General features: G+C 54.8%; 24 protein-coding genes and 1 riboswitch. Of the genes, 13 read left to right on the forward strand and 11 right to left on the reverse strand.

Annotated features, from left to right (window positions below; genetic code table 11):
• Window positions 1-22 precede the first annotated feature (22 nt).
• Entirely contained in the window at window positions 23-1,384 is a 1,362-nt protein-coding gene (gene trhP / locus N037_RS19670) for a prephenate-dependent tRNA uridine(34) hydroxylase TrhP (protein WP_023312421.1), read from the forward strand.
• A 161-nt stretch (window positions 1,385-1,545) separates the two neighbouring features.
• On the opposite strand, the gene N037_RS19675 is transcribed toward trhP, so the two are convergent.
• Window positions 1,546-2,046, reverse strand: a complete 501-nt coding sequence (locus N037_RS19675; RefSeq protein ID WP_032642852.1) for a DUF523 domain-containing protein — start codon at window positions 2,044-2,046, stop codon at window positions 1,546-1,548.
• Window positions 2,047-2,187: 141 nt separating this feature from the next.
• Between N037_RS19675 and yegS the strand changes: the two genes are divergently transcribed.
• A complete protein-coding gene (gene yegS / locus N037_RS19680; RefSeq protein ID WP_032642854.1) occupies window positions 2,188-3,087 on the forward strand; it encodes a lipid kinase YegS in 900 nt (299 codons plus the stop codon).
• Between the two features lie 53 nt (window positions 3,088-3,140).
• On the opposite strand, the gene fbaB is transcribed toward yegS, so the two are convergent.
• Window positions 3,141-4,193, reverse strand: coding sequence for a class I fructose-bisphosphate aldolase (gene fbaB, locus N037_RS19685; RefSeq protein WP_023312424.1), 1,053 nt, complete (start codon window positions 4,191-4,193; stop codon window positions 3,141-3,143).
• A 249-nt stretch (window positions 4,194-4,442) separates the two neighbouring features.
• Here fbaB and N037_RS19690 point away from each other — a divergent pair, with 249 nt between their 5' ends.
• Genes N037_RS19690 through N037_RS19700 form a run of 3 tightly spaced genes read left to right on the forward strand, consistent with a single transcriptional unit; the run spans window position 4,443 to window position 7,671 of the window.
• The gene (locus N037_RS19690) at window positions 4,443-5,720 is read left to right on the forward strand and encodes a nucleoside permease (RefSeq protein ID WP_032642855.1); all 1,278 of its coding nucleotides are present in this window, start codon (window positions 4,443-4,445) and stop codon (window positions 5,718-5,720) included.
• A complete protein-coding gene (locus tag N037_RS19695) occupies window positions 5,717-6,721 on the forward strand; it encodes an ADP-ribosylglycohydrolase family protein (protein ID WP_032642857.1) in 1,005 nt (334 codons plus the stop codon). The genes N037_RS19690 and N037_RS19695 overlap by 4 nt, the downstream gene beginning before the upstream one ends.
• Window positions 6,718-7,671, forward strand: coding sequence for a PfkB family carbohydrate kinase (locus N037_RS19700; RefSeq protein ID WP_032642859.1), 954 nt, complete (start codon window positions 6,718-6,720; stop codon window positions 7,669-7,671). The genes N037_RS19695 and N037_RS19700 overlap by 4 nt, the downstream gene beginning before the upstream one ends.
• Here N037_RS19700 and N037_RS19705 read toward each other — a convergent pair.
• From N037_RS19705 to thiM, 3 genes are read right to left on the reverse strand one after another with little or no spacing between them, the layout of a single operon-like run.
• Window positions 7,645-8,391, reverse strand: a complete 747-nt coding sequence (locus tag N037_RS19705) for a GntR family transcriptional regulator (RefSeq protein ID WP_032642861.1) — start codon at window positions 8,389-8,391, stop codon at window positions 7,645-7,647. The two genes, N037_RS19700 and N037_RS19705, sit on opposite strands and share 27 nt — an antisense overlap.
• Before the next feature lie 42 nt (window positions 8,392-8,433).
• Window positions 8,434-9,234 carry a bifunctional hydroxymethylpyrimidine kinase/phosphomethylpyrimidine kinase gene (gene thiD, locus N037_RS19710; protein WP_032642863.1) on the reverse strand — a complete coding sequence of 267 codons (801 nt, stop codon included), beginning with the start codon at window positions 9,232-9,234 and terminating at the stop codon, window positions 8,434-8,436.
• The gene (gene thiM, locus N037_RS19715) at window positions 9,231-10,001 is read right to left on the reverse strand and encodes a hydroxyethylthiazole kinase (RefSeq protein ID WP_032642865.1); all 771 of its coding nucleotides are present in this window, start codon (window positions 9,999-10,001) and stop codon (window positions 9,231-9,233) included. Before thiM ends, thiD begins: the two co-directional genes overlap by 4 nt.
• Before the next feature lie 35 nt (window positions 10,002-10,036).
• Window positions 10,037-10,134, reverse strand: a riboswitch (TPP riboswitch).
• A 659-nt stretch (window positions 10,135-10,793) separates the two neighbouring features.
• Between thiM and N037_RS25295 the strand changes: the two genes are divergently transcribed.
• The 5 genes from N037_RS25295 (at window position 10,794) to N037_RS19735 (ending at window position 15,984) form a co-directional block, all read left to right on the forward strand.
• Window positions 10,794-11,957, forward strand: coding sequence for a YadA C-terminal domain-containing protein (locus N037_RS25295; protein WP_231686702.1), 1,164 nt, complete (start codon window positions 10,794-10,796; stop codon window positions 11,955-11,957).
• Window positions 11,958-12,137: 180 nt separating this feature from the next.
• The gene (locus tag N037_RS24970) at window positions 12,138-12,362 is read left to right on the forward strand and encodes a hypothetical protein (RefSeq protein WP_032642867.1); all 225 of its coding nucleotides are present in this window, start codon (window positions 12,138-12,140) and stop codon (window positions 12,360-12,362) included.
• 9 nt (window positions 12,363-12,371) lie between these two features.
• Window positions 12,372-12,809: a hypothetical protein gene (locus N037_RS19725; protein ID WP_156369744.1), complete on the forward strand. Its 438-nt coding sequence runs from the start codon at window positions 12,372-12,374 to the stop codon at window positions 12,807-12,809.
• 313 nt (window positions 12,810-13,122) lie between these two features.
• Window positions 13,123-14,499: a diaminobutyrate--2-oxoglutarate transaminase gene (locus N037_RS19730; RefSeq protein ID WP_014884533.1), complete on the forward strand. Its 1,377-nt coding sequence runs from the start codon at window positions 13,123-13,125 to the stop codon at window positions 14,497-14,499.
• 18 nt (window positions 14,500-14,517) lie between these two features.
• The gene (locus N037_RS19735; protein WP_032642870.1) at window positions 14,518-15,984 is read left to right on the forward strand and encodes a pyridoxal phosphate-dependent decarboxylase family protein; all 1,467 of its coding nucleotides are present in this window, start codon (window positions 14,518-14,520) and stop codon (window positions 15,982-15,984) included.
• A 36-nt stretch (window positions 15,985-16,020) separates the two neighbouring features.
• On the opposite strand, the gene N037_RS19740 is transcribed toward N037_RS19735, so the two are convergent.
• From N037_RS19740 to N037_RS19755, 4 genes are all read right to left on the reverse strand, one after another.
• A complete protein-coding gene (locus N037_RS19740) occupies window positions 16,021-16,536 on the reverse strand; it encodes a protein disulfide oxidoreductase (protein ID WP_032642872.1) in 516 nt (171 codons plus the stop codon).
• A gap of 76 nt (window positions 16,537-16,612) precedes the next feature.
• The gene (locus N037_RS19745; protein WP_032642874.1) at window positions 16,613-18,793 is read right to left on the reverse strand and encodes a polysaccharide biosynthesis tyrosine autokinase; all 2,181 of its coding nucleotides are present in this window, start codon (window positions 18,791-18,793) and stop codon (window positions 16,613-16,615) included.
• A complete protein-coding gene (locus tag N037_RS19750; protein WP_032642875.1) occupies window positions 18,793-19,242 on the reverse strand; it encodes an arsenate reductase/protein-tyrosine-phosphatase family protein in 450 nt (149 codons plus the stop codon). Before N037_RS19750 ends, N037_RS19745 begins: the two co-directional genes overlap by 1 nt.
• The gene (locus N037_RS19755) at window positions 19,242-20,381 is read right to left on the reverse strand and encodes a polysaccharide export protein (RefSeq protein ID WP_032642876.1); all 1,140 of its coding nucleotides are present in this window, start codon (window positions 20,379-20,381) and stop codon (window positions 19,242-19,244) included. The genes N037_RS19750 and N037_RS19755 overlap by 1 nt, the downstream gene beginning before the upstream one ends.
• Before the next feature lie 476 nt (window positions 20,382-20,857).
• Here N037_RS19755 and N037_RS19760 point away from each other — a divergent pair, with 476 nt between their 5' ends.
• Both N037_RS19760 and N037_RS19765 read left to right on the forward strand, forming a co-directional pair.
• The gene (locus tag N037_RS19760; RefSeq protein WP_023336316.1) at window positions 20,858-21,190 is read left to right on the forward strand and encodes an RcnB family protein; all 333 of its coding nucleotides are present in this window, start codon (window positions 20,858-20,860) and stop codon (window positions 21,188-21,190) included.
• Window positions 21,165-21,620 (forward strand): GNAT family N-acetyltransferase, encoded by a 456-nt coding sequence (locus N037_RS19765; RefSeq protein ID WP_231686703.1) that lies wholly within the window; start codon window positions 21,165-21,167, stop codon window positions 21,618-21,620. The genes N037_RS19760 and N037_RS19765 overlap by 26 nt, the downstream gene beginning before the upstream one ends.
• 95 nt (window positions 21,621-21,715) lie before the next feature.
• Here the strand turns inward: N037_RS19765 and apbC are convergent, their stop codons facing one another.
• Window positions 21,716-22,825 (reverse strand): iron-sulfur cluster carrier protein ApbC, encoded by a 1,110-nt coding sequence (gene apbC, locus N037_RS19770; protein ID WP_032642878.1) that lies wholly within the window; start codon window positions 22,823-22,825, stop codon window positions 21,716-21,718.
• 137 nt (window positions 22,826-22,962) lie between these two features.
• On the opposite strand from apbC, the gene metG reads away from it, so the two are divergent.
• Entirely contained in the window at window positions 22,963-24,996 is a 2,034-nt protein-coding gene (gene metG / locus N037_RS19775; RefSeq protein WP_032642880.1) for a methionine--tRNA ligase, read from the forward strand.
• 105 nt (window positions 24,997-25,101) lie between these two features.
• Here metG and N037_RS19780 read toward each other — a convergent pair whose 3' ends face one another.
• Window positions 25,102-25,572, reverse strand: a complete 471-nt coding sequence (locus N037_RS19780; protein ID WP_029740178.1) for a DUF1456 family protein — start codon at window positions 25,570-25,572, stop codon at window positions 25,102-25,104.
• Window positions 25,573-25,594 lie beyond the last annotated feature (22 nt).

A 25,594-nucleotide genomic window follows, 5' to 3' on the forward strand; every position in this document is an offset into this window, starting at 1 on the left:
TGTCATCAGAACGAGAACAAACATGTTTAAACCGGAACTCCTTTCCCCGGCGGGAACGCTGCAAAATATGCGTTACGCTTTCGCCTATGGTGCCGACGCCGTTTACGCGGGCCAGCCGCGCTACTCGCTGCGCGTGCGTAACAACGAATTCAACCACGAGAACCTGCAGCTCGGCATCAATGAAGCGCATGCCCTGGGCAAAAAATTCTACGTGGTCGTGAACATCGCGCCGCACAACGCCAAGCTGAAAACGTTCATCCGTGACCTGAAGCCGGTGGTGGATATGGGGCCGGACGCGCTGATCATGTCGGATCCGGGTTTAATCATGCTGGTTCGGGAGAACTTCCCGGAGATGGATATTCACCTCTCCGTACAGGCTAACGCCGTCAACTGGGCGACGGTCAAGTTCTGGAAGCAGATGGGGCTGACCCGCGTCATTCTGTCCCGCGAGCTTTCCCTCGAAGAGATCGAAGAGATCCGCACCCAGGTGCCGGATATGGAAATCGAAATCTTCGTTCACGGCGCGCTGTGCATGGCCTACTCAGGTCGCTGCCTGCTCTCCGGCTATATCAACAAGCGCGACCCGAACCAGGGCACCTGCACCAACGCCTGCCGCTGGGAATATAACGTCCAGGAAGGCAAAGAGGATGACGTCGGCAACATCGTCCACAAGCATGAGCCGATCCCGGTCACCAACGTTGAGCCGACGCTGGGCATCGGCGCGCCAACCGACAGCGTGTTTATGATTGAAGAAGCCAAACGTCCGGGCGAGTACATGACCGCCTTTGAAGACGAGCACGGCACCTACATCATGAACTCGAAAGATCTGCGCGCCATCGCCCACGTTGAGCGTCTGACCCAGATGGGCGTGCACTCCCTGAAGATCGAAGGCCGCACCAAATCCTATTACTACTGCGCGCGTACCGCGCAGGTGTACCGCAAAGCCATCGACGATGCGGCCGCCGGTAAACCGTTCGATACCAGCCTGCTGGAAACCCTGGAAGGCCTGGCGCACCGCGGCTATACCGAAGGCTTCCTGCGCCGTCATACCCATGACGACTACCAGAACTACGAGCACGGCTACTCCGTTTCCGAGCGCCAGCAGTTTGTCGGCGACTTCACCGGCGAGCGCAAAGGCGCGCTGGCGGCCGTCGCGGTGAAAAACAAGTTCACCAAAGGCGACAGCCTGGAGCTGATGACCCCGCAGGGCAACATGAACTTTACGCTGGAGCATCTGGAAAACGGCAAAGGCGAAGCGATTGACGTGGCGCCGGGTGACGGTCATACCGTCTGGCTGCCGGTTCCGGAAGAGGTGGAGCTGAAGTTCGCGCTGCTGATGCGTAACTTCAACGGTGAAAGCACCCGAAACCCACACGGCAAATAGTTAATCAGGGAAATTTTTTCGCGCTGGGATAATTCTTAGAATCGGATCACATACCGCTTCGTTCAATACGGGTATTATCCCCCCGCTGAAAAACATAACCCATAAATGCTAGCTGTACCAGGAACCACCTCCTTAGCCTGCGTAATCTCCCTTACGCGGGCTTATTTTTTGCCTTCTCTCTCCTCAACCCAGGCAATCAGTTCATCGATTTGCCCCTCAGAGAAGACGGCTATCCCATGCTCTGCGAGCAACGATGCAGCAACACCCATCCCCGCTTTATGTATCCCGCGAAAAGATCCGTCATAAATAAACTGACTGCCGCACGTTGGGCTGCCATCGGTTAATAGTGCTGCGCTACACCCCAACTCCTGAGCAGCGCGTAGCGCGAGCCAGGCTGCAAGCTGATACTGCTCAGTCACATCCTGCCCTGTATTTTCACTAATTCTGGCTTGCCCGTGCATTACGTCTTTGCCATCAGCGGACATAATCTCTGCCGGAGGACGAGGTACAGGCATCCCGGCCGCAAGTTCAGGGCAGTGGATAACCAGACGCTGTTCCTGCTGCCAGCGCTTGAGCTGCTCGTTCATTCGCGCTTTTTCACTTCCGTTATAACGAACCTTAAAGCCCATTAGGCACGCGCTTACCAAAATTTTATTCATCATCACTTTCCTGTGATTACGTTACTATCATCGCTGGAGTGTAACGCGCTTTCGCGCCTATTTTTTTCCTTTCGTCCTGTTCTTACCCGCTTTTTTCCTCTCTGCTATACACTCTTACTAACGCTAAAAAAGGGAGCAGCGCGGATGGCAACCTATCCAGACAGTTTATTGATTCTCAATGGCAAAAGTGCGGGCAACGATCTGTTGCGTCAGGTCATTCACGACCTGCGTGACGACGGCGCGCGCATCCACGTCAGGGTGACGTGGGAAAAAGGCGACGCGGCACGCTATATCAATGAAGCCCACGAGCTTGGCGTCAACACCATCATTTCCGGCGGCGGCGACGGCACTATCAATGAAATCGCCTCTGCGCTTATCGACCTGCCCCCGGCGGACCGCCCGGCGATGGGCATTTTACCGCTCGGCACCGCCAATGATTTTGCCACCAGCGCCGGGATCCCGGAGGAGTTAGAGAAGGCGCTTCAGCTGGCAATCCTGGGCAAGGCCACCGCTGTGGATATTGCCCAGGTGAATGATAAAACCTGCTTTATCAATATGGCGACGGGCGGGTTTGGCACGCGCATCACCAGCGAAACGCCGGAAAAGCTGAAGGCGGCGCTTGGCGGCGTGTCGTACCTGATCCACGGCCTGATGCGCATGGACACCCTCAAGCCTGACCGCTGCGAAATTCGCGGCGAGGATTTTCAGTGGCAGGGTGACGCGCTGGTGATTGGGATTGGCAACGGGCGCCAGGCAGGCGGCGGGCAGCAACTGTGCCCGGAGGCGCTGATCAATGACGGTCAGCTACAGCTGCGTATTTTCACGGGTGATGGCCTGCTGCCCGCGCTGTTTACCACGCTGACGCAGCCGGAAGAGAGCCCAAATATCATCGCCGGGAGATCGGCGTGGTTTGAAGTGAATGCGCCGCACGGGATGACGTTTAACCTCGACGGAGAACCGCTGAGCGGAACGCAGTTCCGCATTGAGGTATTGCCCGGCGCGCTGCAGTGTCGGCTGCCGCCGGACTGTGTGCTTTTGCGCTGATTGTATTGCCGGGTGGCGGCTACGCCTTACCCGGCCTACGTTTCGCCCTCAGGTCAGGCAATCGTGACTTTGCTATCCAGATAGACATCCTGCACCGCATTGATCAGCTTCACACCGTCGGCCATGGATTTCTTAAATGCCTTACGACCAAGGATCAGCCCCATGCCGCCCGCGCGTTTGTTGATAACCGCCGTACGCACCGCGTCTGAAAGGTCGGTATCCCCGCCCGCCGCGCCGCCGGAGTTAATCAGCCCCGCGCGGCCCATGTAGCAGTTCGCCAGCTGGTAGCGCACCAGGTCGATCGGGTTATCGCTGGTCAGCTTGCTGTAAACGCGGTCATCGGTATAGCCAAAGTTCACCGCTTTATACCCGCCGTTATTCTCGGCCATTTTCTGCTTCACGATGTCGGCGCCGATGGTTGCCGCCAGGTGGTTCGCCTGCCCGGTCAGGTCGGCCGACACGTGGTAATCCACGCCGTCTTTCTTGAACGCGTTGTTGCGCAGATACGCCCACAGCACGGTGACCATGCCCAGCTCGTGCGCGCGTTCAAACGCCGCGGAGATCTCTTCAATCTGACGACGGGACTGTTCTGAGCCGAAGTAAATCGTCGCCCCTACCGCCACCGCGCCCATGTTGAACGCCTGCTCGACGCTGGCGTAGAGGGTCTGGTCATATTCGGTAGGGTAGCTGAGGGTTTCGTTGTGGTTCAGCTTCACGAGGAACGGAATGCGGTGGGCATAGCGACGCGAAACCGAAGCCAGCACGCCGTAGGTAGAGGCTACGCAGTTACAGCCCGCTTCAATCGCCAGCTCAACAATGTTCTTCGGATCGAAGTAGAGCGGATTCGCCGCGAAAGACGCGCCCGCCGAGTGCTCAACGCCCTGATCTACGGGCAAAATAGAAAGATATCCGGTGCCGCCGAGCCGCCCGGTGTTGTAGAGCGTCTGCATATTTCGCAGGACCGCAGGCGGACGGTTGTTATCGATCATCACGCGGTCAACGTAGTCATGACCAGGCAGATACAGCTGGTCGGCTGGAATGGTCATACAACGATGCTGTAAAAGGCTGTCGGCGTCTTTGCCAAGCAACTGCGCAATATCAGTCATGTGATACTCCCGTAAGTCCGACGTCGTGTCGGTGTGTGTTTATCCAGTCCCATCTTTTATGGGCAGACTAAGCCTGGTACCGACTTAACAGATTTTCCACCCTTTGCATTTTTTTCAGCACAATCTGCTGGCTCGATTCGTGTACAACAAAACTGTTACATTGATCAAACAATCGCCATAAAGGTATTTAAAAGGTATTATTGAGTGGTATGTTAAAGGCGTACCCTCTCTGACATGCAGGATTAAAAAATGAAAACGAAAGTCCAACTGTCATTCATGATGTTTGTTGAATGGTTTATCTGGGGCGCTTGGTTTGTGCCGCTGTGGCTGTGGCTGAGCAAAAGCGGTTTTACCGCCGGGGAAATCGGCTGGTCTTACGCCTGTACCGCCATTGCCGCTATCCTCTCACCGATTCTGGTCGGCTCGCTGACGGACCGCTTCTTCGCCGCCCAGAAAGTGCTGGCGGTGCTGATGTTCGCCGGTGCGATTCTGATGTACTTCGCCGCACAGCAAACCCAGTTCAGCACCTTCTTCCCGCTGCTGCTGGTTTACTCCCTGACCTATATGCCAACCATCGCGCTGACCAACAGTATCGCCTTTGCCAACGTGGACGACGTCGAGGCCGATTTCCCGCGCATCCGCGTGATGGGCACCATCGGCTGGATCGCCTCCGGGCTGGCGTGCGGGTTCCTGCCGCAGATGCTGGGCTACAGCGACATTTCTGATACCAATATTCCGCTGCTGATGACGGCCGCCAGTTCCGCCCTGCTCGGCGTGTTTGCCCTGTTCCTGCCGAACACCCCGCCGAAGAGCACCGGCAAGCTGGATATCAAAGTGATGCTGGGGCTGGACGCGCTGATCCTGCTGCGCGACAAAAACTTCCTGGTATTCTTCTTCTGCTCGTTCCTGTTCGCCATGCCGCTGGCCTTCTACTACATCTTCGCCAACGGCTATCTCACCGAAGTGGGGATGAAAAACGCCACCGGCTGGATGACGCTCGGCCAGTTCTCCGAAATCTTCTTTATGCTGGCGCTGCCGTTCTTTACCAAACGCTTTGGTATTAAGAAGGTCTTACTGCTGGGTCTGATCACTGCCGCCATCCGCTACGGGTTCTTCGTTTACGGCGGAGCGGAACAGTACTTCACCTACGCCCTGCTGTTCCTCGGTATTCTGCTGCACGGCGTGAGCTACGACTTCTACTACGTTACCGCGTACATCTACGTGGATAAAAAAGCGCCGGTGCACATGCGCACCGCCGCGCAGGGCCTGATTACGCTGTGCTGCCAGGGCTTTGGGAGCCTGCTGGGCTACCGCCTGGGCGGCGTGATGATGGAAAAAATGTTCGCATACAAAGAGCCGGTGAATGGGCTGACCTTCAACTGGGCCGGAATGTGGGCGTTTGGTGCAATCATGATTGCCGTGATTGCCGTGCTGTTTATGCTGTTTTTCCGCGAATCGGATAAAGAGATCACCGCAATTGAGGTGGTTGATGGCGATGCCGCGCTGACACAAGGGGAAGTTAAATGAAACAAGAACGTGTTCTCGGTGCTCTTTACGGGCAGGCGTTAGGGGATGCGATGGGCATGCCGTCGGAGCTGTGGCCGAGAAAGCGCGTCAAAGCGCACTTCGGCTGGATCGACCGCTTTTTACCCGGCCCGGCAGAGAATAATGCGGCCTGCTATTTCAAACAGGCAGAGTTCACCGACGATACCTCAATGGCGCTGTGCCTGGCGGACGCGATTATTGAGTGTGAGGGAGACATTAACGCGGACGTTATCGGCAAGCATATTCTGCGCTGGGCGCTCGATTTCGATGCGTTTAATAAGAACGTGCTCGGCCCGACCTCCAAAATCGCGCTTAACGCGATTCGCGACGGCAAGCCGGTCAGCGAACTGGACAACAACGGCGTGACCAACGGGGCGGCGATGCGCGCCTCCCCGCTGGGCTGCCTGCTTCCGGCCACGCGTCTGGAACACTTTGTTGAGCAGGTGGCGCTGGCCTCCAGCCCGACCCATAAATCCGATCTCGCCATTGCCGGCGCGGTGGTGATTGCCTGGGCGGTTTCCCGCGCCGTCGACGGCGAAAGCTGGCAGAACATCGTCGATGCGCTGCCGGGTATCGCCCGCTATGCGCAGGAGGCGAAAACCACCACCTTCAGCGCGTCGCTGGCGGCACGTATTGAGCTGGCCCTTAAGACCGTGCGGGAAGCCAACGGGGTTGAATCCGCCAGCGAGCAGGTGTACCAGCTCGTGGGGGCCGGAACCAGCACCGTTGAGTCCGTTCCAGCGGCCATTGCGATGGTCGAACTGGCGGGAACCGACCCAAACCGCTGCGCCATTTTATGCGCCAATCTGGGCGGCGATACCGACACCATTGGCGCAATGGCGACGGCCATCTGCGGTGCGCTCCACGGCGTGCAGGCGATTGACCCAGCGCTAAAAGCCGAACTCGACGCCGTCAACCGGCTCGATTTCGGCCACTATTGCGAGAAACTGCTGCACTACCGGGAGCAAAGGGAGGGCGTATGAATTCATTTGCCCAACGTCTCGACACCCTGCACGCCGCACGCCCGGTGACGGTGCTGGGCGCAGCGGTGATTGACGTCATCGCCGACGCCTACGCCCTGCCCTGGCGCGGGTGCGATATTGAGCTCAAACAGCAGGGCGTGAATATTGGCGGCTGCGCGCTGAATATTGCCATCGCCCTGAAACGGCTCGGCATTACGGCGCAAAACGCCCTGCCCGTCGGCCACGGCGTATGGGCGGATATCATCCGCAACGCCATGGCGAAGCAGGATCTGCACAGCGCCATCGAGGCCGAAACCGGCGATAACGGCTGGTGCCTGGCGCTGGTGGAGCCAGACGGCGAGCGCACCTTTATGTCCTTTAGCGGCGTGGAGAACCAGTGGCAGCAGCGCTGGCTTGATGTGCTTAACATCCCGTCGAACAGCCTGGTCTATTTATCCGGCTATCAGCTGGCCTCGCCGTGCGGCGAGCTGCTGACACGCTGGCTGGAGGGGTTGCAGGACGTGACGGCCTTTATCGATTTCGGCCCTCGCATCGCGGATATCCCCGACGCGCTGATGGCGCGGATCATGGCCTGCAGGCCGATCGTGTCGCTGAATCGTCAGGAGGCGGAGATCGCAGCTGAACGACTGGGTGTAGCGGCTGAAAACCTGGGTGCAGAGTGGCAGCATCGCTTCGGTGCCGCGCTGATTGTGCGGCATGATAAAGACGGCGCCACATGGTATGACGGTGACATCTCGGGCGTTGTTCCGGCGTTCCCGGCGACGGTTGTGGACACCATTGGCGCAGGCGACAGCCACGCGGGCGGCACGCTTGCCGGGCTGGCGGCGGGATGGTCGCTGGCAGACGCCGTTCTGCTGGGGAATGCCGTGGCGTCCTGGGTGGTCAGCCACCGCGGCGGGGATTGCGCCCCGACTCGCGACGAATTATTCCTCGCACACAAAGACGTATAGATCGCTGCGACAGTAGCTGATGCTGTACTCAATCGGCCGGTGCTGTTGGTCAAGCGCGATCTGCTTGATCACCAGCACCGGTATTTTTTCGTCCATCTTAATGTGCGCCTGAAATTCGCTGTCCGGCATGCGGGCGCTGACGCGCGAGCGGGTACGCTGCGGGAAAATATTCTGACTGCGGAAGTAATCATAGAGCGAAATGCCGATCGCATCCGGATCGGGAATGAGCCCGACCGGCACCCAGGACTCCTCAATCGAGACGGCGTCCTCGTCAACGTAGCGAATACGCTTGAGCAGGAACACCTCGCTCTCCGGGGGAATTGAAAGGTGATTCGCCACCTCTTCCGGACACTTCACCACCCGCTTGTTGACCCATAGCGTATTCGGCTTTTGACCGCGCAGCACCACCTGCTGGGAAAAGCCGCGCGCCTCTTTCAGCGAATATTCAAAGATATTATTGATTTGCGTGCCATAACCACGGGAACGCGTCACCACGCCCTCTTCCTCCAGCGCCTGCATCGCTTTTCGCACGGTGATGCGCGACACGCCGGTTAACTGGCTCAGATCGCGCTCGCCGGGCAAAATATTCCCGTGCTCTAACATGCCGCTTCGCACCGCATTTTTTACCGTTTCGGCAAATTTCAGGTACAGCGGCGTGTTGTCAGGCGCGGCGATCCGCTCATTCAGTTGGGCGATTAACCGGGTATGCGCTTGTTCCATCTCTGTTTTTCTCAGGCGTGGTGTGTCCTGCCAGTATAAGGCCTACCACCATGCATGAAAATGGTGAACCGGCCCAATACCGTGACCGACCTCCAGACTATCCGCTTTTGCCAGCGCCGCCGAGAGCCAGGTTTTCGCTTCGCGCACCGTATCGGCCCAGCTTTCATGCCGTGGACGCAGCGCCGCCAGCGCGGCTGAGAGCGTACAGCCCGTACCGTGGGTGTTTTTGGTCTGCACGCGCGGCGCGGTAAAACGTACTTCACCATCGCGGGTAAAGAGCCAGTCCGGACTTTCAGCGTCGTCAAGATGACCGCCCTTCATCAGCACCGCGCCGCAGCCCATTGCCAGCAGCGCGTTCCCCTGGGCTTTCATTTCACGTTCGTTTTGCGCGTGCGGGGCACCCAATAGCGCGGCGGCTTCCGGCAGATTGGGCGTGATCAGCGCCACCTGCGGCAGTAGCTTTGTGCGCAGCGTCTCCACGGCGGAGGCGGAGAGCAGCGGGTCGCCACTTTTCGCCAGCATGACGGTATCCAGCACCACGTTTTGCACCTGATAACGCTTAAGCCGCTCGGCCACCGCTTCCACAATGTCCGTCTCGGCCAGCATGCCGATCTTGGTGGTATCGATGCGCACGTCGCTGAACACCGAATCCAGCTGCGCGGCAACAAAATCAGGTTCGATACGATAGACCGACTGTACGCCACGCGTGTTTTGCGCCACCAGCGCGGTAATGACCGAGCAGCCGTACGCGCCAAGGGCCGAGAAGGTTTTCAGGTCAGCCTGGATCCCCGCGCCGCCGCTGGGATCGGTGCCGGCAATGGTCAGGGCGTTAATCCGCTTCATGCCTGCTCCTCCAGCGTATAGAGCGCATCCAGGAACGCGCTGGCAAAACTGCCTGGGCCACGCGACTGCGCAACGGCGACCGTTCCGGCCCGCTTCATCCATTCGCAGGCGGCAGCGACGTTATCCATCCGGTCGCCCGGCAGCGAGCAGCTCGCCGCCACAACGGCAGAAAGCGCGCATCCGGTTCCCACCACGCGCGTCATCAGCGGATCGCCGCCCGTTACGGTGCGCGTGCGCTGTCCATCGGTGATGTAATCTACTTCTCCCGTGACCACGACAATTGCATTTGTCTGACGCGCCAAAGCCTGCGCGGCAGGCACCGCGCTGGCTGCGGTGTCGGTGGTATCAACGCCGCGCCCGCCCGCGCTCATCCCGGCAAGGGCAAGGATTTCAGAGGCATTGCCGCGGATCGCCGCAGGTTTAAGGGAGAGAATTTGATGGCAAAAGCGGGTGCGGAACGCGAGCGCGCCAACGGCAACCGGGTCGAGCGTCCAGGGCTTACCCGCCGCCACCGCGCGTTCAATCGCCCGACGCATCGACTGGGCGCGCGGTGCGGTCAGCGTGCCAACGTTAATCAGCAGCGCATCGGCGATTTCAGCAAACTGCTCAGCCTCTTCGGCCTCAATCACCATCGCGGGTGATGCACCGAGAGCCAGCAACACGTTGGCCGTGAAGGTCTGTACAACATCGTTGGTCATACAGTGTGTGAGCGGGGAACGGGTTCGGAAGTGGTGTAAAACGTGTAAATCGAGCAGGTCAGGCTGCATGGGTTCGCTCCTGCCTTGCGTGAAGAAGCGATGACCGGGAAGGCATCTGACTTCCCTACGCTGGCATTATCCAGATCAGGTAATACGGGTATTTCTCAGCCTTCAACGAAGAAGGGCACCCCGAGTCAAAATACTTATAAAACAGCGAGTTACTCAAACTCATTGTCAATATTTAGTGTAACCGCGCCCGCAGGCCATGCGCAAGGGGTTTCGATGATACAGATTTACCTACTTATTTTTACCTTTTCTTTAACAATCCACTTACTCATTTTTATTGCAATCTGGCCTGAACGCTATCTCGCTTAAATCTGCAACCTAAATATTTTTCCAAATTAACTTAGACGATGAATAGCCGAAAAAAACCTTCATTCAAAACCTGAAAAAGATTCGTAAATAAAGAACTAAGAAATATCTATCAATTTATATTAACTATTTTGTGTATTTTCCATAATTTCAGGTCAAAACACTTAAAAAAAATTTATGGATTGGCGTTTTTAACCCTTTTTGCAACCTCGCCTTTTTGTTTTTATATATCATTGTAATTTATGAATATTTTTCCATAATCACTGTGGCGAGTCGTTTTAGCTATTCATGCTGTTTATGATTTGGATCAATAATCAAAATTTCACATTGATAGATAGTTGCTGCACGTTACGAAATAAGTCACCTAACCAAAACCTCAGGGTTAACGTTGAATGAATCCAGATATAACAAGAAGTTATATCATCCCGCCAGGATAGCGATCTGACCTTTATCTTTTTTATTTATTGATTTAATGATGAGAACTTTCAAATGAAATTTATTAAAACGGCTGTAGCGTCAATCACTCTTTGCGCTATCTCTGGTTCTGTATATGCTACCACTTACTTTTCGATACAAGAAAAGTCAGACGCTATTCAGCATATCAGGGATGAGGCGAATGCCGCGAATAGCCTGTATAAACTTAACATTCAGAAATTTAACCTCGATCGCGCTCATTATACACCGCAAGATCAGGCTATTTCTGATAAGGCCCTGGACATAATAAAAAATGCGGGTGCTCGAATTACAGAGATTCAGCAGGCGTCAATTGTTCCTGTTCCAAAGCCAACGCAGACATCCACGCCTGTTGTTTCTATGACTAATCTGAATCCCGCTCAGAAAAAGCCGGTATTACCTCCGCAACAGATTCCACAGAAATTGAATGGGTCGCAACATCCAACCAATGAGCATCACATTACGAATGCTCCCGTGAAACTGCCCTACATTATCCCCGTACACACGGTCACCCCGCTTGTTAATCTTACACCGTCAATTAAACCGCAGAGCGTACCCACACCGAAATATAACAATATCGCTTTAATTGGTTCTCACCTTGATAGCAACGTCACCGACGCACAACGTCTTACCGCGATTTTAGAGAATGCGCCAAAACCTGTTGACGGCGTAGATGGAAAAAAAGGAGCGAAAGGTGATAAAGGAGAAACCGGCGCGACGGGGGCACAAGGCGTAGCGGGAATGAAAGGCCGCAACGGCGTGAATGGTCATAATGGTAAAGACGGCACGTCAACCACGGTGACACGCATGCAGATTGATATAGCAACACAAACTAAAGTCGCTAATAATAGCCAGGCGATTACCGCCACCGTTCAGGAACTGCAGACAACCAGACAGACACTCCAGGCCATGAATAACAATACAAACCAGCAGTTTAGATCATTGCGTGATGAAGTAGATGATAATAAGAAACAAGCCAACGCCGGTATTTCAGGCGCGATGGCAATGGCAGGTTTACCCCAGGTGCAAACCAATCAGCGCGTCATGTTCTCTGCCGGTGGTGCAACTTATGAAGGTGAAAGCGCTATTGCAGTTGGCGCATCGGTGAACTTCAATCCACATGTCATCGGCAAAGTGAGTTTCTCTGATGATACCGCCAATAATATGGGTGCTTCAGTAGGTATCGGAGTGGGTTTTTAAATAAAACACCACTATTACATATATAACCCGCTCGTCTCTGGTGAGAATAGCGATGATAGCAAAAAACATGTCCAGATATATATTCATCTCAGCCATGCTGTACCTGATGCTAACTGGCGTCGGAATTTGGATAGGCGCGATGTATGTATCCTATTATCTGTGTAGTCTATAAGGGTTAAAATGAAAAAATTAATTATTACCGTGGCGGGTATATTTATACTTGCGGGGTGCGTATCGCCCGATCAGCGCATCGCAAACTGCACGGCGAAAGGCGTAAGTTATGACACGTGCTATTTGTCCGAACAGCAAAGACAACAAGGCATTAATAACGCTTCGCTCTCTGCCGCTTATGCGAATGCGGCAAGAGCGACAGAAAATGCACATAAACATGCTCACCACAACTAAGGTTTAATGATGAAAGCACAGTTAACAGTGATTGCTCTGTTGTTCGCCCTCGCGGCGACACCGGCACATGCCATTAACGCGCACTATCGCGCGCAGCTGGAGCATTCCGGATGCACCCAAATTAGCGATGGCGATGGTTCTTGCGATATCAACAAAACCAAAGCGGAAAACGCGGCGCAACACGAACAAACGAAAACCGTTCACGATCCGATGCGTGAAGCCTCATTCTCGTCTGATACGGTTAATGCCACGATTTCAAACGGCTTTTTTAGCGCCACCCTCAACGGTAAGAAAGCGACCGTAAAACGTCTGAATGCGGGTTTTTACGAGATTCACGGCGAAGGCTTTGTTATATCGTTTAGCCTTGATGAGAACGGTATTAACGATGCGTCCTGGAATAAAACGAAAGGCCGCGACCACGGCATTTTGCAGGTCAGGCAGAAATAACGTGTTCAAGGAGGCCATCCGCCTCCTTTTTCATCAGCGAAAAGCACGATTTGTCACACTCTTTTCTCTATTTTTACAGTTCTGACAAAACCATCATAAGCGGCTGTTTTTATTGTGCATAAAGTGCAACTTTCTTTCTGAAAACGGGGATAACCCTCCCCCTGTGCCCCGTGTCACAAAACAGTAAACAAATTAACCATTGAGCCCCGTGGCAAAAGGCTCTATATTGGCGGCGTTTTTTTCAGACCCCCATCTGTTTTTTAACTTTTTATTCAATCGTGGCTCATAACGAAGCGGCGGTTGTAGGAGTGATATGATGACGGATAAAGTCCGTATTGACACCGTAGATGCCCACAAAAGCAACGAAACCTATCTGGCCCGTCAGGCCGAGTTTGAATCTAACGTCAGGAGTTATCCGCGCAAACTGCCTTTAGCCATCACTAAAGCAGAAGGCGTGTGGATCACCGATGCAGATAATAAAGAATACCTTGACTGTTTAGCAGGCGCAGGGACTCTTGCGCTTGGCCATAACCATCCTGATGTGCTGAAAAGCATCCAAAATGTCATTACCAGCGGCTTGCCGTTACATACTCTGGATCTGACTACGCCTCTGAAAGACGCGTTTTCCGAATACCTGCTCTCTCTACTGCCTGGTCAGGGCAAAGAGTACTGCCTGCAGTTCACCGGTCCATCCGGTGCTGACGCCGTTGAAGCGGCGCTGAAGCTGGCGAAAAAAGTGACCGGTCGTAGCGGTATCATCAGCTTCTCTGGTGGCTACCACGGCATGACCCACGGCGCGCTGTCCGTGACCGGCAACCTGTCACCGAAAGAAGCGGTTGACGGCATGATGCCAGAAGTCCAGTTCATGCCTTACCCTCACGAGTACCGTTGCCCGCTGGGTATCGGTGGTGAAGCGGGCGTGAAAGCGCTGACTTACTACTTCGATAACCTGATCAACGACGTTGAAAGCGGCGTGCGTAAGCCTGCTGCGGTGATCCTGGAAGCGGTTCAGGGCGAAGGCGGCGTGAACCCGGCTCCGGCTGAGTGGCTGCAGCGCATCCGTAAAGTGACTCAGGAACACGGCATTCTGCTGATCCTCGACGAAGTTCAGGCTGGCTTTGCCCGTACAGGTAAATTCTTCGCCTTCGAACACGCTGGCATTGAGCCAGACATCATCGTGATGTCTAAAGCAGTGGGTGGTGGTCTGCCGCTGGCCGTGCTCGGTATCAAAAAGCAGTTCGATGCATGGGCGCCAGGCCACCACACCGGTACCTTCCGCGGCAACCAGCTGGCGATGGCAACCGGCCTGACGACGCTGAAAATCCTGAAAGACCAGAACATCGCAGGCAAAGTGGCTGCACAGGGCGAATGGCTGAAAGGCCAGCTGAAAGAGATGGCGAAGCGCTACCCGGTGATTGGTCACGTGCGCGGTCTGGGCATGATGATCGGTATTGAGATCGTTAAGCCACACGAAGCCGCTGACCACATGGGCTGCTTCCCTGGCGACGGCGAGCTGTCTGCACTGATTCAGAAGAAGTGCTTCGAAGCCGGTCTGATTCTGGAGCGCGGTGGCCGTAACGGTATCGTTCTGCGTCTGCTGCCGTCTCTGCTGATCAGCGACGAAGAGCTGAAAATCTTCCTGGATAAATTTGAGCAGGCACTGCTTGCTGCGGGCGTTCGCCCGGCGTAACCGGAGTTATTGATTACGATGTCTGATTCAAACCCAATTTTGTTCTCCTCTGCGCAGAGCATTGAAGCTTATCAGCAGGCGATTGAACAAAGCACTCAGGCTGTGATGCAGTGGCTGAAACAGCCTGAGATGTACCAGGGCAAAACGGTCGCAGAACTGCGTGACCGTATTAAGCTGGATTTCAACCCGAAAGGTCTGGGCAACGAAGCGGCGATTGAACGCGCCGTGGAGTTCTTCCTGAAAGACAGCTTGTCCGTTCATCACCCGCAGTGCGTGGCGCACCTGCACTGCCCAAGCCTGGTCGTAAGCCAGGCGGCGGAAGTGCTGATTAACGCCACTAACCAGAGCATGGACTCCTGGGATCAAAGCCCGTCCGCAACCATTATCGAGATCAAACTGATTGAGTGGCTGCGTACTCGCGTGGGTTATCAGGCCGGCGACGCCGGTGTCTTCACCAGCGGCGGTACCCAGAGCAACCTGATGGGCCTGATGCTGGCGCGCGATGCGTTCTTTGCGCGTCAGGGTCACTCCGTTCAGCAGGACGGTCTGGTGGGCGATCTGCGTAAAATCCGCGTACTGTGCTCCGAAAACGCCCACTTCTCCGTGCAGAAAAACATGGCGCTGATGGGTCTGGGCTACCAGTCCGTAGTGCAGGTGAAAACGGACGAATTCTCCCGCATGGATCTGACCGATCTGGCGGCGAAAATTGAACAGTGCAATGCGAAAGGTGAGCAGATTCTGGCGATCGTCGCGACGGCAGGAACCACCGATGCCGGTGCTATCGACCCGCTGCGTGCGATTGCAGAGCTGGCCGCGAAGCAGAACATCTGGGTACACGTTGATGCGGCCTGGGGCGGCGCGCTGCTGATGTCTGAGCAGTATCGTCACTACCTGGACGGCATCGAGCTGGTGGATTCCGTCACCCTGGACTTCCACAAGCAGTTCTTCCAGACCATCAGCTGCGGCGCGTTCCTGCTGAAAGAAGCGCGCCACTATGAGCTGATGCGCTATCAGGCGGCCTATCTGAACTCTGAGTTCGACGAAGAAGCGGGCGTGCCAAACCTGGTGTCAAAATCTCTTCAGACCACCCGTCGTTTCGACGCGCTGAAGCTGTGGATGAGCCTGGAAGCGCTGGGTCAGGAGCAGTACGCAGCGATCATCGATCACGGCGTAACGCTGGCACAGCAGGTGGCGGCCTATGTGAAAGAGCAGCCTGCTCTGGAACTGGTTATGCAGCCGCAGCTGGCAAGCGTTCTGTTCCGCTTCCGCGGACAGGTGCAGATGGATGACGCGGGCATCGCCCTGCTGAACCAGAAAATTGGTGATGCGCTGCTGGAATCCGGCCGCGCGAACGTCGGCGTGACCGAGCATAACGCCGTCACCTGCCTGAAGCTGACGCTGCTGAACCCAACCGTGACGCTGGAAGATATTAAAATCCTGCTGTCTCTGGTTGAGCGCACCGCGCAGGAAGTTCTGGCTAAGTAATACAGCACCCCTCTTCCACGGGGAGAGGGGTTCTTTTTATACGCCTGCCCACCACATCCTTAATTTTAATCCCCAGTAACTCGTCCAGCCCGTCGTGGTACTGACCACTTTCCCCTGTGACACAATGACCAGCGTTGGCGTGACGCTCACCTGCCACTGCTGCGACAACGCACCGTTTTCATCGTTTATCACCGGCATTTTCAGCTGTTTCTTTTCGACCCAGCGCGCAAGCTTCGCATTATCACCGGAACGCATGGCAATACTCACCACGTTCCCGCCCTCTTCTGCCAGTTGATTAACCGAAGGCGTCGTGTAGCGGCAAATGCTGCACCAGGTCGCCCAGACGTAGATCAGCAGCGGGCGTTCCTGGCTGAGCGCCGCGATATCGTGGATGTTGCCGTCGATGCTCGTCATCGGCGTTGCACTAAAACTGGCGGGGAGTGTCGGTTTTCGATACCGATCAACTCCCCACACCACGGCCAGCGTCAGCAGCACGAGCATGATACCTTCCCGCGCCCAGCGGCGCAGTCGACTGATTTTGCGGTTATCCATTGTGACCTCATGTTTCAACGAAGGTCATCTTAACGGGCAATACGCCATCACGCTGTAAAGAAGTGTCGCGCTACGTTTACTCCTGGGTATAGCCGTAGTCGTAATGGCTATATCCCGAGTTGTAATAGAGCGCAGCCGATTTCACGATATCATTGAGGATCGCGCCATTCACCTTCACGCCCATCCGTTCCATACGCTTAAGGCTAGTCTCGACCTCTTTAACGCTGGTTTTACCAAAGCGGGCGACCAGCAGCGTGGTGGCAGCTGCTCTGGCTATCAGCAAGGCATCCGTCACGGCAAGCACAGGCGGAGTGTCGACAATTACGAGGTCATATTGCTTTTCAATCTGCGATATCACCCCCCGGAAGCGTTCGCTCATGAGCAGCTCAAGAGGATGTGAAGGTTGGGGTCCGCAGGTCAGTATATCAAGACCGTGTTTCTCGAAGCGTTGAATCGCCTCCTGCCACTCAACGCTTCCTTCGAGCACGCAGGATAATCCCCGGTGATTGCTCAGTTTGAAAACGTTGTGGACATAACCCTTGCGCATATCCGCATCAATAAACAGCACTCGCTGTCCGGCCTGAGCGGCAATCGACGCCAGTGAAGTACTGACCAGCGTCTTTCCGCAATCCTGCGTGGGGCCTGACACCACGACGATCCGGTTTGTGGCATCCATCATGGTAAAATGCAGACTGGTGCGCAGCCCGCGTACCGCCTCGATAAACATATCTGCCGGACGGTCAACGGGCAGAAAAGGTACGTTTGACGTCCTGTGCTTCCAGTGGGAAGCAAACAGGTTTCTCCTGCGCAGGTGCGTTTTTTTCCAGAGCCACACCGAGCGTGGGAGCGTCGCCAGAAGTGGTATCCCCTGCACTTCCAGCTGTTCAGACGAGGTAATGCCCCGCTTAAAGGCTGAGCGCACTAAAACCGCTCCTGCAGAGAGCATTAACCCCATCAGCATAGCGAATACGATAATGAGCCCTTTGCGCGGTTTAATTGGGTCTGGCTGCGTCACAGCCGGATCAATAATCCGCACGTTCCCGATAGCGCTGGAGCGCGAGATATTCAGCTCCTGCTGACGCGTTAGCAACTGCAGGTATATGGTACGCCCGGATTCAACGTCACGACTCAGGCGTAATATTTCCTGCTGCGTGGAAGGCATGGAAGAGACGCGGGTATTCAGGCGCGCACGCTCCCGCTCCAGCGTTTGTTTCTTCTCTCGTAAAGCACGGTAGGTGGGATGGTCTTTTTTGAAAAGCTGGGAAACCTCTGCTTCGCGGAACGTCAGCTCGTTAAGCTGATTTTCCACGTTCACCACCTGATCAAGAACTGACTTCGCCTCGAGAGATAAATCGACAGAATCGCGCTGCTCTCTATAGGCATTCAGTCGCGCTTCGGCTTCATCCAGTTCCCGGCTGATCTTGGGTAATTGATCCTGTAAAAACGTGAGACTGCGCGAATCTTTCGCTTCCTGGCGCGCAATATTCTGACGGAGATAATTTTCAGCAATCGTATTAAGCACCGTGGCGATCTTGTCGGGGTCTTTACCCGTTAACGTTAATGCGATCATACCGCTCTGTTTCGCCGACTCAGCAACCGTAAGCCTGTTCTGAATGGCGTTGATCGCGTCAAGCCTGGTGGCGGTGTCGAGGGTAAACTGGGTACCAGGTTCCGCGATGAGGGCTGTCACCAGAAGCGATATGCCATCTTTAACCAGCGTTTTCCCCACAACGCCGTCTGCCTCAAGCGTTTTTCCCTTGAGACGATACCGCCCTTGCTCCTGTACGGTGAGTAAAAGCGTTTGTGGCTTCCCTTCCAGAAGGGGAATAGTCAGCGCGCCAATCGTTATTTTATCCGATTTATGTCCCCGCACGTGTTCCCACAAAGGTCCGATAACAGGAAACACGCGTCGCTTGACGTTGTACGTCAACCCTAATTGATCAACGGTCTCTCCCAGAATCATCCGTGATTTAAGGAGTAAAAGTTCTGGTGCGACATCTGGCGAGAGATCTGACCCGAGCGAGGCCAGGTTCTTGAGCAGCGAGTTATTCTGTTTTGCTTCAATCTGTACCAGGGCATCAGCCTGATAAACAGGCGTGGCGCTGAATGCGTAGATCCCCGCACATACTGTGAGCAGGAGCGTGACACATGCGATCATCTTCCAGTGATCAAACATCTCAGCAAGTAACTGAAGAAGATCGAGCTCATTATTCTGCGGTGTCGCAGCACTATTTTTTTCTGATTTAGAAGACGACATTACTGCTTCATTCCTTGTTGACTCAAACGACGAGCCCATTCCTGACTGGCTTTTCCCAATTGCTCGAAAACATATTCGAAGGCTTCACGACTTTTTTGATACGGGTCGGGAATGTCTCTGGTTTCCAGCCATTGTCCAAAGAGCAGTGATTTACCGCGGTTCTCCGGGGACATTGTGGCAATGAAACGGAGGTGTTCTGGCTCCATCACCAGAATCAAATCGGACTTTTGCAACAGGCTTCGCGTTACCTTGCGGGCTACATGCCCTTCCAGCGAAACGCCATGACGCCAGGCGACAGCCTGCGCAGCCGCATCCGCCGGGTGTCCTTCCAGTCCAAAAATACCAGCCGAGGTCACCTGCTTGCCGGGTAATAACTGCCGCAACAGCCGCTCACCAATCGGTGAACGGCAAATATTGCCGGTGCAGACCACTAAGATTGACTTGAACATTACTGTGGCCACGATCTGATGTAACGAACGGTTTCGGTCAGGTCATGGACGCCGCTAATGGTAGGCACCAGTTGAGTGATTACGCGATTCCAGCGTGATAACGGTGCCGTGGTGACGTAGACAATGTCATAGGGTTCCAGCTGGAATTCCGTTCCCAGCACCATGGCTGACGCATCTTCCGCATTCAGTTGATAGATATTGGCAATTTTGCCCGTGTTGCCTTTTTGAGGTACCTGACGAATAACAAAAATGCCGGTTGCATCGGCCATATTTTGGTTAAGCCCCCCGGCATTCCCCAGGGCTTCGGCCAACGTCATGCCGCTACGATCCATCTTAAGCGTGCTTTGCTTAACCACCTCGCCCATCACGAACACTTTCAGGGCATCATTCCGGGGAATAAACAGGATATCGCCCGGATAAAGCAGCTTATTTTGGGTCAAATCGCCATGCTGCATCAGCGCATAGAGCGAAAGACGGGAGTCCTGGCCATCATGCGTCAGCACGACGTTACGCCAGTCGGCATCCGCTGAAAGACCGCCAGCGGCATTGACCGCATCCATTACCGTCAGCGGAATATTGGTTATGGGCTGTTGGCCCGATTTTTCGACCTCGCCGGTAACATAGGCTTTTTGGGAACGGAAGGCGGCAATGCTGACGTCCACCTGCGGGCTCTCAATGACTTTATCCAGCCGAGCGGTAATCTCTTCACGTACCTGTGAAACCGTTTTACCCGCCACCCGCAGTTTACCGACGTAGGGATAAAAGAGCGTACCATCGGCGTTGACCCAGTTCCCGGCATCGCTTGCGCTACGATATTGTCCCGCGGGCGTCGTTAATTCTGGGTGATCCCACACGGTGACCGTAAGGATGTCGCCTGTGCCAATACGGTATTCCCAATTTTTGATCTGCTCATCCAGATTAGGATTTGCCTGAGATTTCGATACGGTTGGACGTAGTTTTTCAATCAATCCCGGCGTCAGAGGAAAAATTTCTACGCGCTTATCAAGCTGATAATTTTTTTCTTCCACCGCAGTGACTTTTTTTCCGGATACACTCAACGTCTGGCCGGGGGAAAATACACACCCTGTCAACTGACTGACAGTAAGAAATAACAGCGAAAATGCAGTTGTCGTTTTCATTTATATAAATATGTCTTTTTAACGTTGTGTTTATCGTCAAGCTTGCAAAGAGACTTAACATAAAGCCATGAAATTTAATTAATTATTATTCTGCAATATGAAATTCCGGTATGATAAAACGCAACCCATTCGGTCTCTAAAAAAACTACAGTCTTGTAAAAAACGGAAGTAAGCGCGCTTCACCCGAAGACGATATTAAATGTTCTTAAGTGGGAAAGCATTCGCATAACAGTGTAATTTTGGAGTTGAAAGTTATTTTCAGAATTGATTAATGAAATCATAAATATTAAAAATATAAAACAAATGCAGTATTCATCATGTTGATAAATATCACCCCATTCGACTACACAAAACCGTCCACTTTTGTTACATTTTTTTTCAAACATACCCTGCGTTGATACTTAAAATGGACCGTCTGCTCCGCTTTGCGCGACCCGCAGACGAAAAGTATCTGTAACGATATCACTGGAGAAAAAATGGCTAAGCGTAAATTGCTGCTTCTGGGTGTATTACTGTCTCTGGCGGGATCCGCATTCGCAGCCCCGCAAACGGCCGCTGCGCCATCTGGCATCAAGGCCTATGAAGAACAAGAGTTCATCGCTGACTTTACGAAATTCAAGATTGGCGACACGGCACCGGCGCAGTATCAAACGCCGGAGTACACCATCAAACAATACCAACTGCGTAACCTGCCGGCCCCGGATGCCGGAACCCACTGGACCTACATGGGTGAGAACTACGTGCTGATTGGCGATGCTGATGGCAAGATCTACAAAGCCTACAATGGAGATATCTTCTATCACCGCTAATGCAATTCTGATTCGTCCCTGGCAGGAAAGTGACCGCCCTTTCCTGCGCACGCTCTACCTCCACGCCCGGCGTGTTGCCTGGCCATGGCTAGACGGTTCTGACTGGCAGCTTGAAGACTTTGACGCGGCAACCCGTGACGAAGTGATTTGGGTTGCTGTCCAGAACGGCCATCGCCTGGGGTTTGCCTCCGTCTGGGCGAACGATAATTTCCTGCACAACCTGTTTGTCGATCCGCAGTATCAAAGCCAGGGCGTCGGGCACGAGTTGCTTGAACACGTACAGAAGACATTTACCAGTACGGGTTCGCTTAAGTGTCTGGTGAAGAATGCGCGGGCTATTGCGTTTTACCAGCGGCACGGCTGGCACATTGAGGCGACGGGTAATTCTCCTGAAGGAGAGTATTATTTGATGCATTACCGGTTGGGTTAAAGTCGGGTGGCGGCTTCGCCTTACCCGACCTACGTGATGGTGCCATTTGTAGGCCGGGTAAGCGAAGCGCCACCCGGCAATTCGGAGCTGAGGAATTACACCGCGCGGAACGCGATTTCCCCTGGGATGATTTCGCCCTGCCAGTAGAGCTGCGCCGCAACGCGTCCCGCCAGCTGGCGATACATTTCTGCAAATTCGCTCTCCGGACGGCTGACCACCGTCGGCTTTCCGCTGTCCAGATCTTCACGCAGGGTAATGTGCAGCGGCATCTGCCCCAGCAGCTGGGTATGATACTTCGCGGCCAGTTTCTCTGCGCCACCCGTACCAAAGATAGGTTCGTGGTGACCGCAGTTGCTGCAGATGTGCATGCTCATGTTCTCGACGATACCGAGCACCGGCACTTCCACCTTCTCGAACATCACGATGCCTTTTTTGGCGTCGATCAGCGCAATATCCTGCGGCGTGGTCACGACAACCGCACCCGTCACCGGGATGTTTTGCGCCAGCGTCAGCTGAATATCACCGGTACCCGGCGGCATATCCAGCACCAGATAATCCAGATCCGGCCACATCGTCTCCTGCAGCATCTGCAGCAGCGCCTTGCTGGCCATAGGGCCGCGCCAGACCATGGCGTTATCGTCGGTCACCAGATAACCAATCGAGTTGGTCGCCAGGCCGTGCGCCATAATTGGCGCCATGTGAGTGCCGTCCGGCGAGGTTGGCCGCTGGTTTTCCGCACCCAGCATGTTCGGAATAGACGGGCCGTAGATATCCGCATCCAGAATACCGACCTTTGCCCCTTCCGCCGCCAGCGCGAGCGCCAGGTTTACGGCGGTAGAGGATTTCCCCACCCCGCCCTTGCCAGAGCTGACGGCAATGATGTTTTTCACGCCGTTCACGCCAGGCTGGTTTTTCACGCGCTTCAGCGTGGCGATGCTGTGGCTCAGCTTCCAGTCAATCGCCTTCGCACCGGTAATGCGCAGCAGCTCAGAGCTGGTCTGCTCTTTCAGCGCGTCAAAGGCGCTGGTCCAGACGAACGGCATCTGCAGCTCAATGTGCAGCGTGTCGTCCAGCCAGGCAACGTGGTGTAACGCTTTCAGCGTAGTGAGATTGTGCTTCAGGGTTGGATGCTGAAAGTTAGCCAGCGTCCCGGCGACCATTGCTCGTAAGGCTTCCGGTGATTTGGCCTGGGATTGAGAACTCATCCCGACTCCTTTGTTCTTGTGAATAAGACCTTAGATGAACAAGTTTACCTGAAAGGCCGTGGTTTGTGCTTACTTAATAATGCCCCTTTTGGTAATATCAAAAACCCTTTTCACAGTTAAAAGAAGTAATGCCTACTATGACTCAAGTCGCGAAGAAAATTCTGGTAACGTGCGCCCTGCCGTACGCCAACGGCTCAATCCACCTCGGCCACATGCTGGAGCATATCCAGGCTGATGTCTGGGTCCGTTACCAGCGAATGCGCGGCCACGAGGTTAACTTCATCTGTGCGGACGATGCCCACGGCACGCCGATCATGCTGAAAGCGCAGCAGCTGGGCATTTCCCCGGAGCAGATGATTGCCGAAATGAGTCAGGAGCATCAGACTGATTTTGCTGGCTTTGACATCAGCTATGACAACTATCACTCCACGCACAGCGACGAAAACCGCGAGCTGTCGGAGCTGATCTACACCCGTCTGAAAGAGAACGGTTTTATCAAAAACCGCACCATCTCTCAGCTGTACGATCCGGAAAAAGGCATGTTCCTGCCGGACCGTTTCGTCAAAGGCACCTGCCCGAAATGTAAATCCCCGGACCAGTACGGCGATAACTGCGAAGTGTGCGGCGCGACCTACAGCCCGACCGAGCTTATCGAGCCGAAATCCGTGGTTTCCGGCGCCACGCCTGTGATGCGTGACTCCGAGCACTTCTTCTTCGACCTGCCGTCCTTCAGCGAAATGCTGCAGGCGTGGACCCGCAGCGGCGCCCTGCAGGAGCAGGTGGCGAATAAAATGCAGGAGTGGTTCGAATCCGGCCTGCAACAGTGGGATATCTCCCGCGATGCGCCGTACTTCGGCTTTGAAATCCCGAACGCGCCGGGCAAATACTTCTACGTCTGGCTGGACGCACCAATCGGCTACATGGGCTCCTTCAAGAACCTGTGCGACAAGCGTGGCGACACCGTCAGCTTCGATGAATACTGGAAGAAAGATTCCACCGCCGAGCTGTATCACTTCATCGGTAAAGATATCGTTTACTTCCACAGCCTGTTCTGGCCGGCGATGCTGGAAGGCAGCAACTTCCGCAAGCCAACCAACCTGTTCGTACACGGTTACGTGACGGTGAACGGCGCGAAGATGTCCAAGTCCCGCGGAACGTTCATCAAAGCCAGCACCTGGCTGAACCACTTCGACGCGGACAGCCTGCGCTACTACTACACCGCGAAGCTCTCTTCCCGCATCGACGATATCGACCTGAACCTGGAAGATTTCGTGCAGCGCGTGAACGCGGACATCGTCAACAAGGTGGTCAACCTGGCCTCCCGTAACGCGGGCTTTATCGCCAAGCGTTTTGACGGCGTGATGGCGGCTGAACTGGCTGACCCTGCCCTGTACAAAACCTTTACCGACGCGGCGGCCACCATTGGCGAAGCGTGGGAAACCCGTGAATTCGGTAAAGCGGTACGCGAAATCATGGCCCTGGCCGACCTGGCAAACCGTTATGTGGACGAGCAGGCACCGTGGGTTGTCGCGAAACAGGAAGGCCGCGATGCGGACCTTCAGGCCATCTGCTCCATGGGCATCAACCTGTTCCGCGTGCTGATGACCTACCTGAAGCCGGTTCTGCCGCAGCTGGCTGCCCGCGCGGAAGCATTCCTGAACACCGAACTGACCTGGGATGCTATCCAGCACCCGCTGCTCGGCCACAAGGTGAACACCTTTAAAGCGCTGTACAACCGCATCGAGATGAAGCAGGTTGAAGCCCTGGTGGAAGCGTCTAAAGAAGAGGTGAAGGCGGCTGCGGCACCGGTCACCGGCCCGCTGGCGGACGATCCGATTCAGGAAACCATTACCTTCGATGATTTCGCCAAAGTCGACCTGCGCGTGGCGCTGATCGAAAACGCGGAGTTTGTGGAAGGCTCTGACAAGCTGCTGCGCCTGACGCTGGATCTGGGCGGCGAGAAGCGTAACGTCTTCTCCGGCATCCGTTCTGCCTACCCGGACCCGCAGGTGCTGATCGGTCGTCAGACCGTGATGGTGGCGAACCTGGCGCCGCGCAAAATGCGCTTCGGCATCTCCGAGGGGATGGTGATGGCCGCGGGTCCTGGCGGGAAAGATATCTTCCTGTTAAGCCCTGACGAAGGCGCGAAGCCTGGCCAGCAGGTGAAATAACAAAAAAGCCGGATTCTTATCCGGCTTTTTTTTGCCGGGTGGCGGCTTCGCCTTACCCGGCCTACAAAACCCGTAGGCCCTGCAAGCGCAGCGCCGCTGGGCAAATCACACTTTCGGATGATGTACCCGGTGGGTCAGCCCGCGCAGGAAATTACGCAGGAACTGATCGCCACACTCGCGGTAATTTTTGTGGTCCGGCGCGCGCATCATGGCGGTCACTTCCGGCACGGATACGCGGTATTTTTGCTCGGTCATGATCGCCACAATATCGTCCGTTTTCAGCGAGAACGCGATACGCAGCTTTTTCAGCACCGTGTTGTTGTTCACGCGACGCTCCAGCGCCAGCTCCGGCGCGGCCGGATCTTTGCCACGCTTGTCGTAAATCAGGCCGTTCAGGAAACCCGACAGAATAATGTCAGGGCAGCGAACAAAGCCCTCTTCGTCTTCTTTGGTCATCCAGGTATCGAAACCGGCAGACGTGGATTCCATGTCCGACAGCGCAAGAATGCGCACCATGTCGTTATTGTTTGCCTTCAGGGTGTAGCGCAGGCTACGGAGAATATCGTTACTTAGCATAGAGCCTTCGAATGTCGATGAT

Source organism: Enterobacter sp. EGD-HP1, from assembly GCF_000733275.2.
Lineage (GTDB): Bacteria > Pseudomonadota > Gammaproteobacteria > Enterobacterales > Enterobacteriaceae > Enterobacter.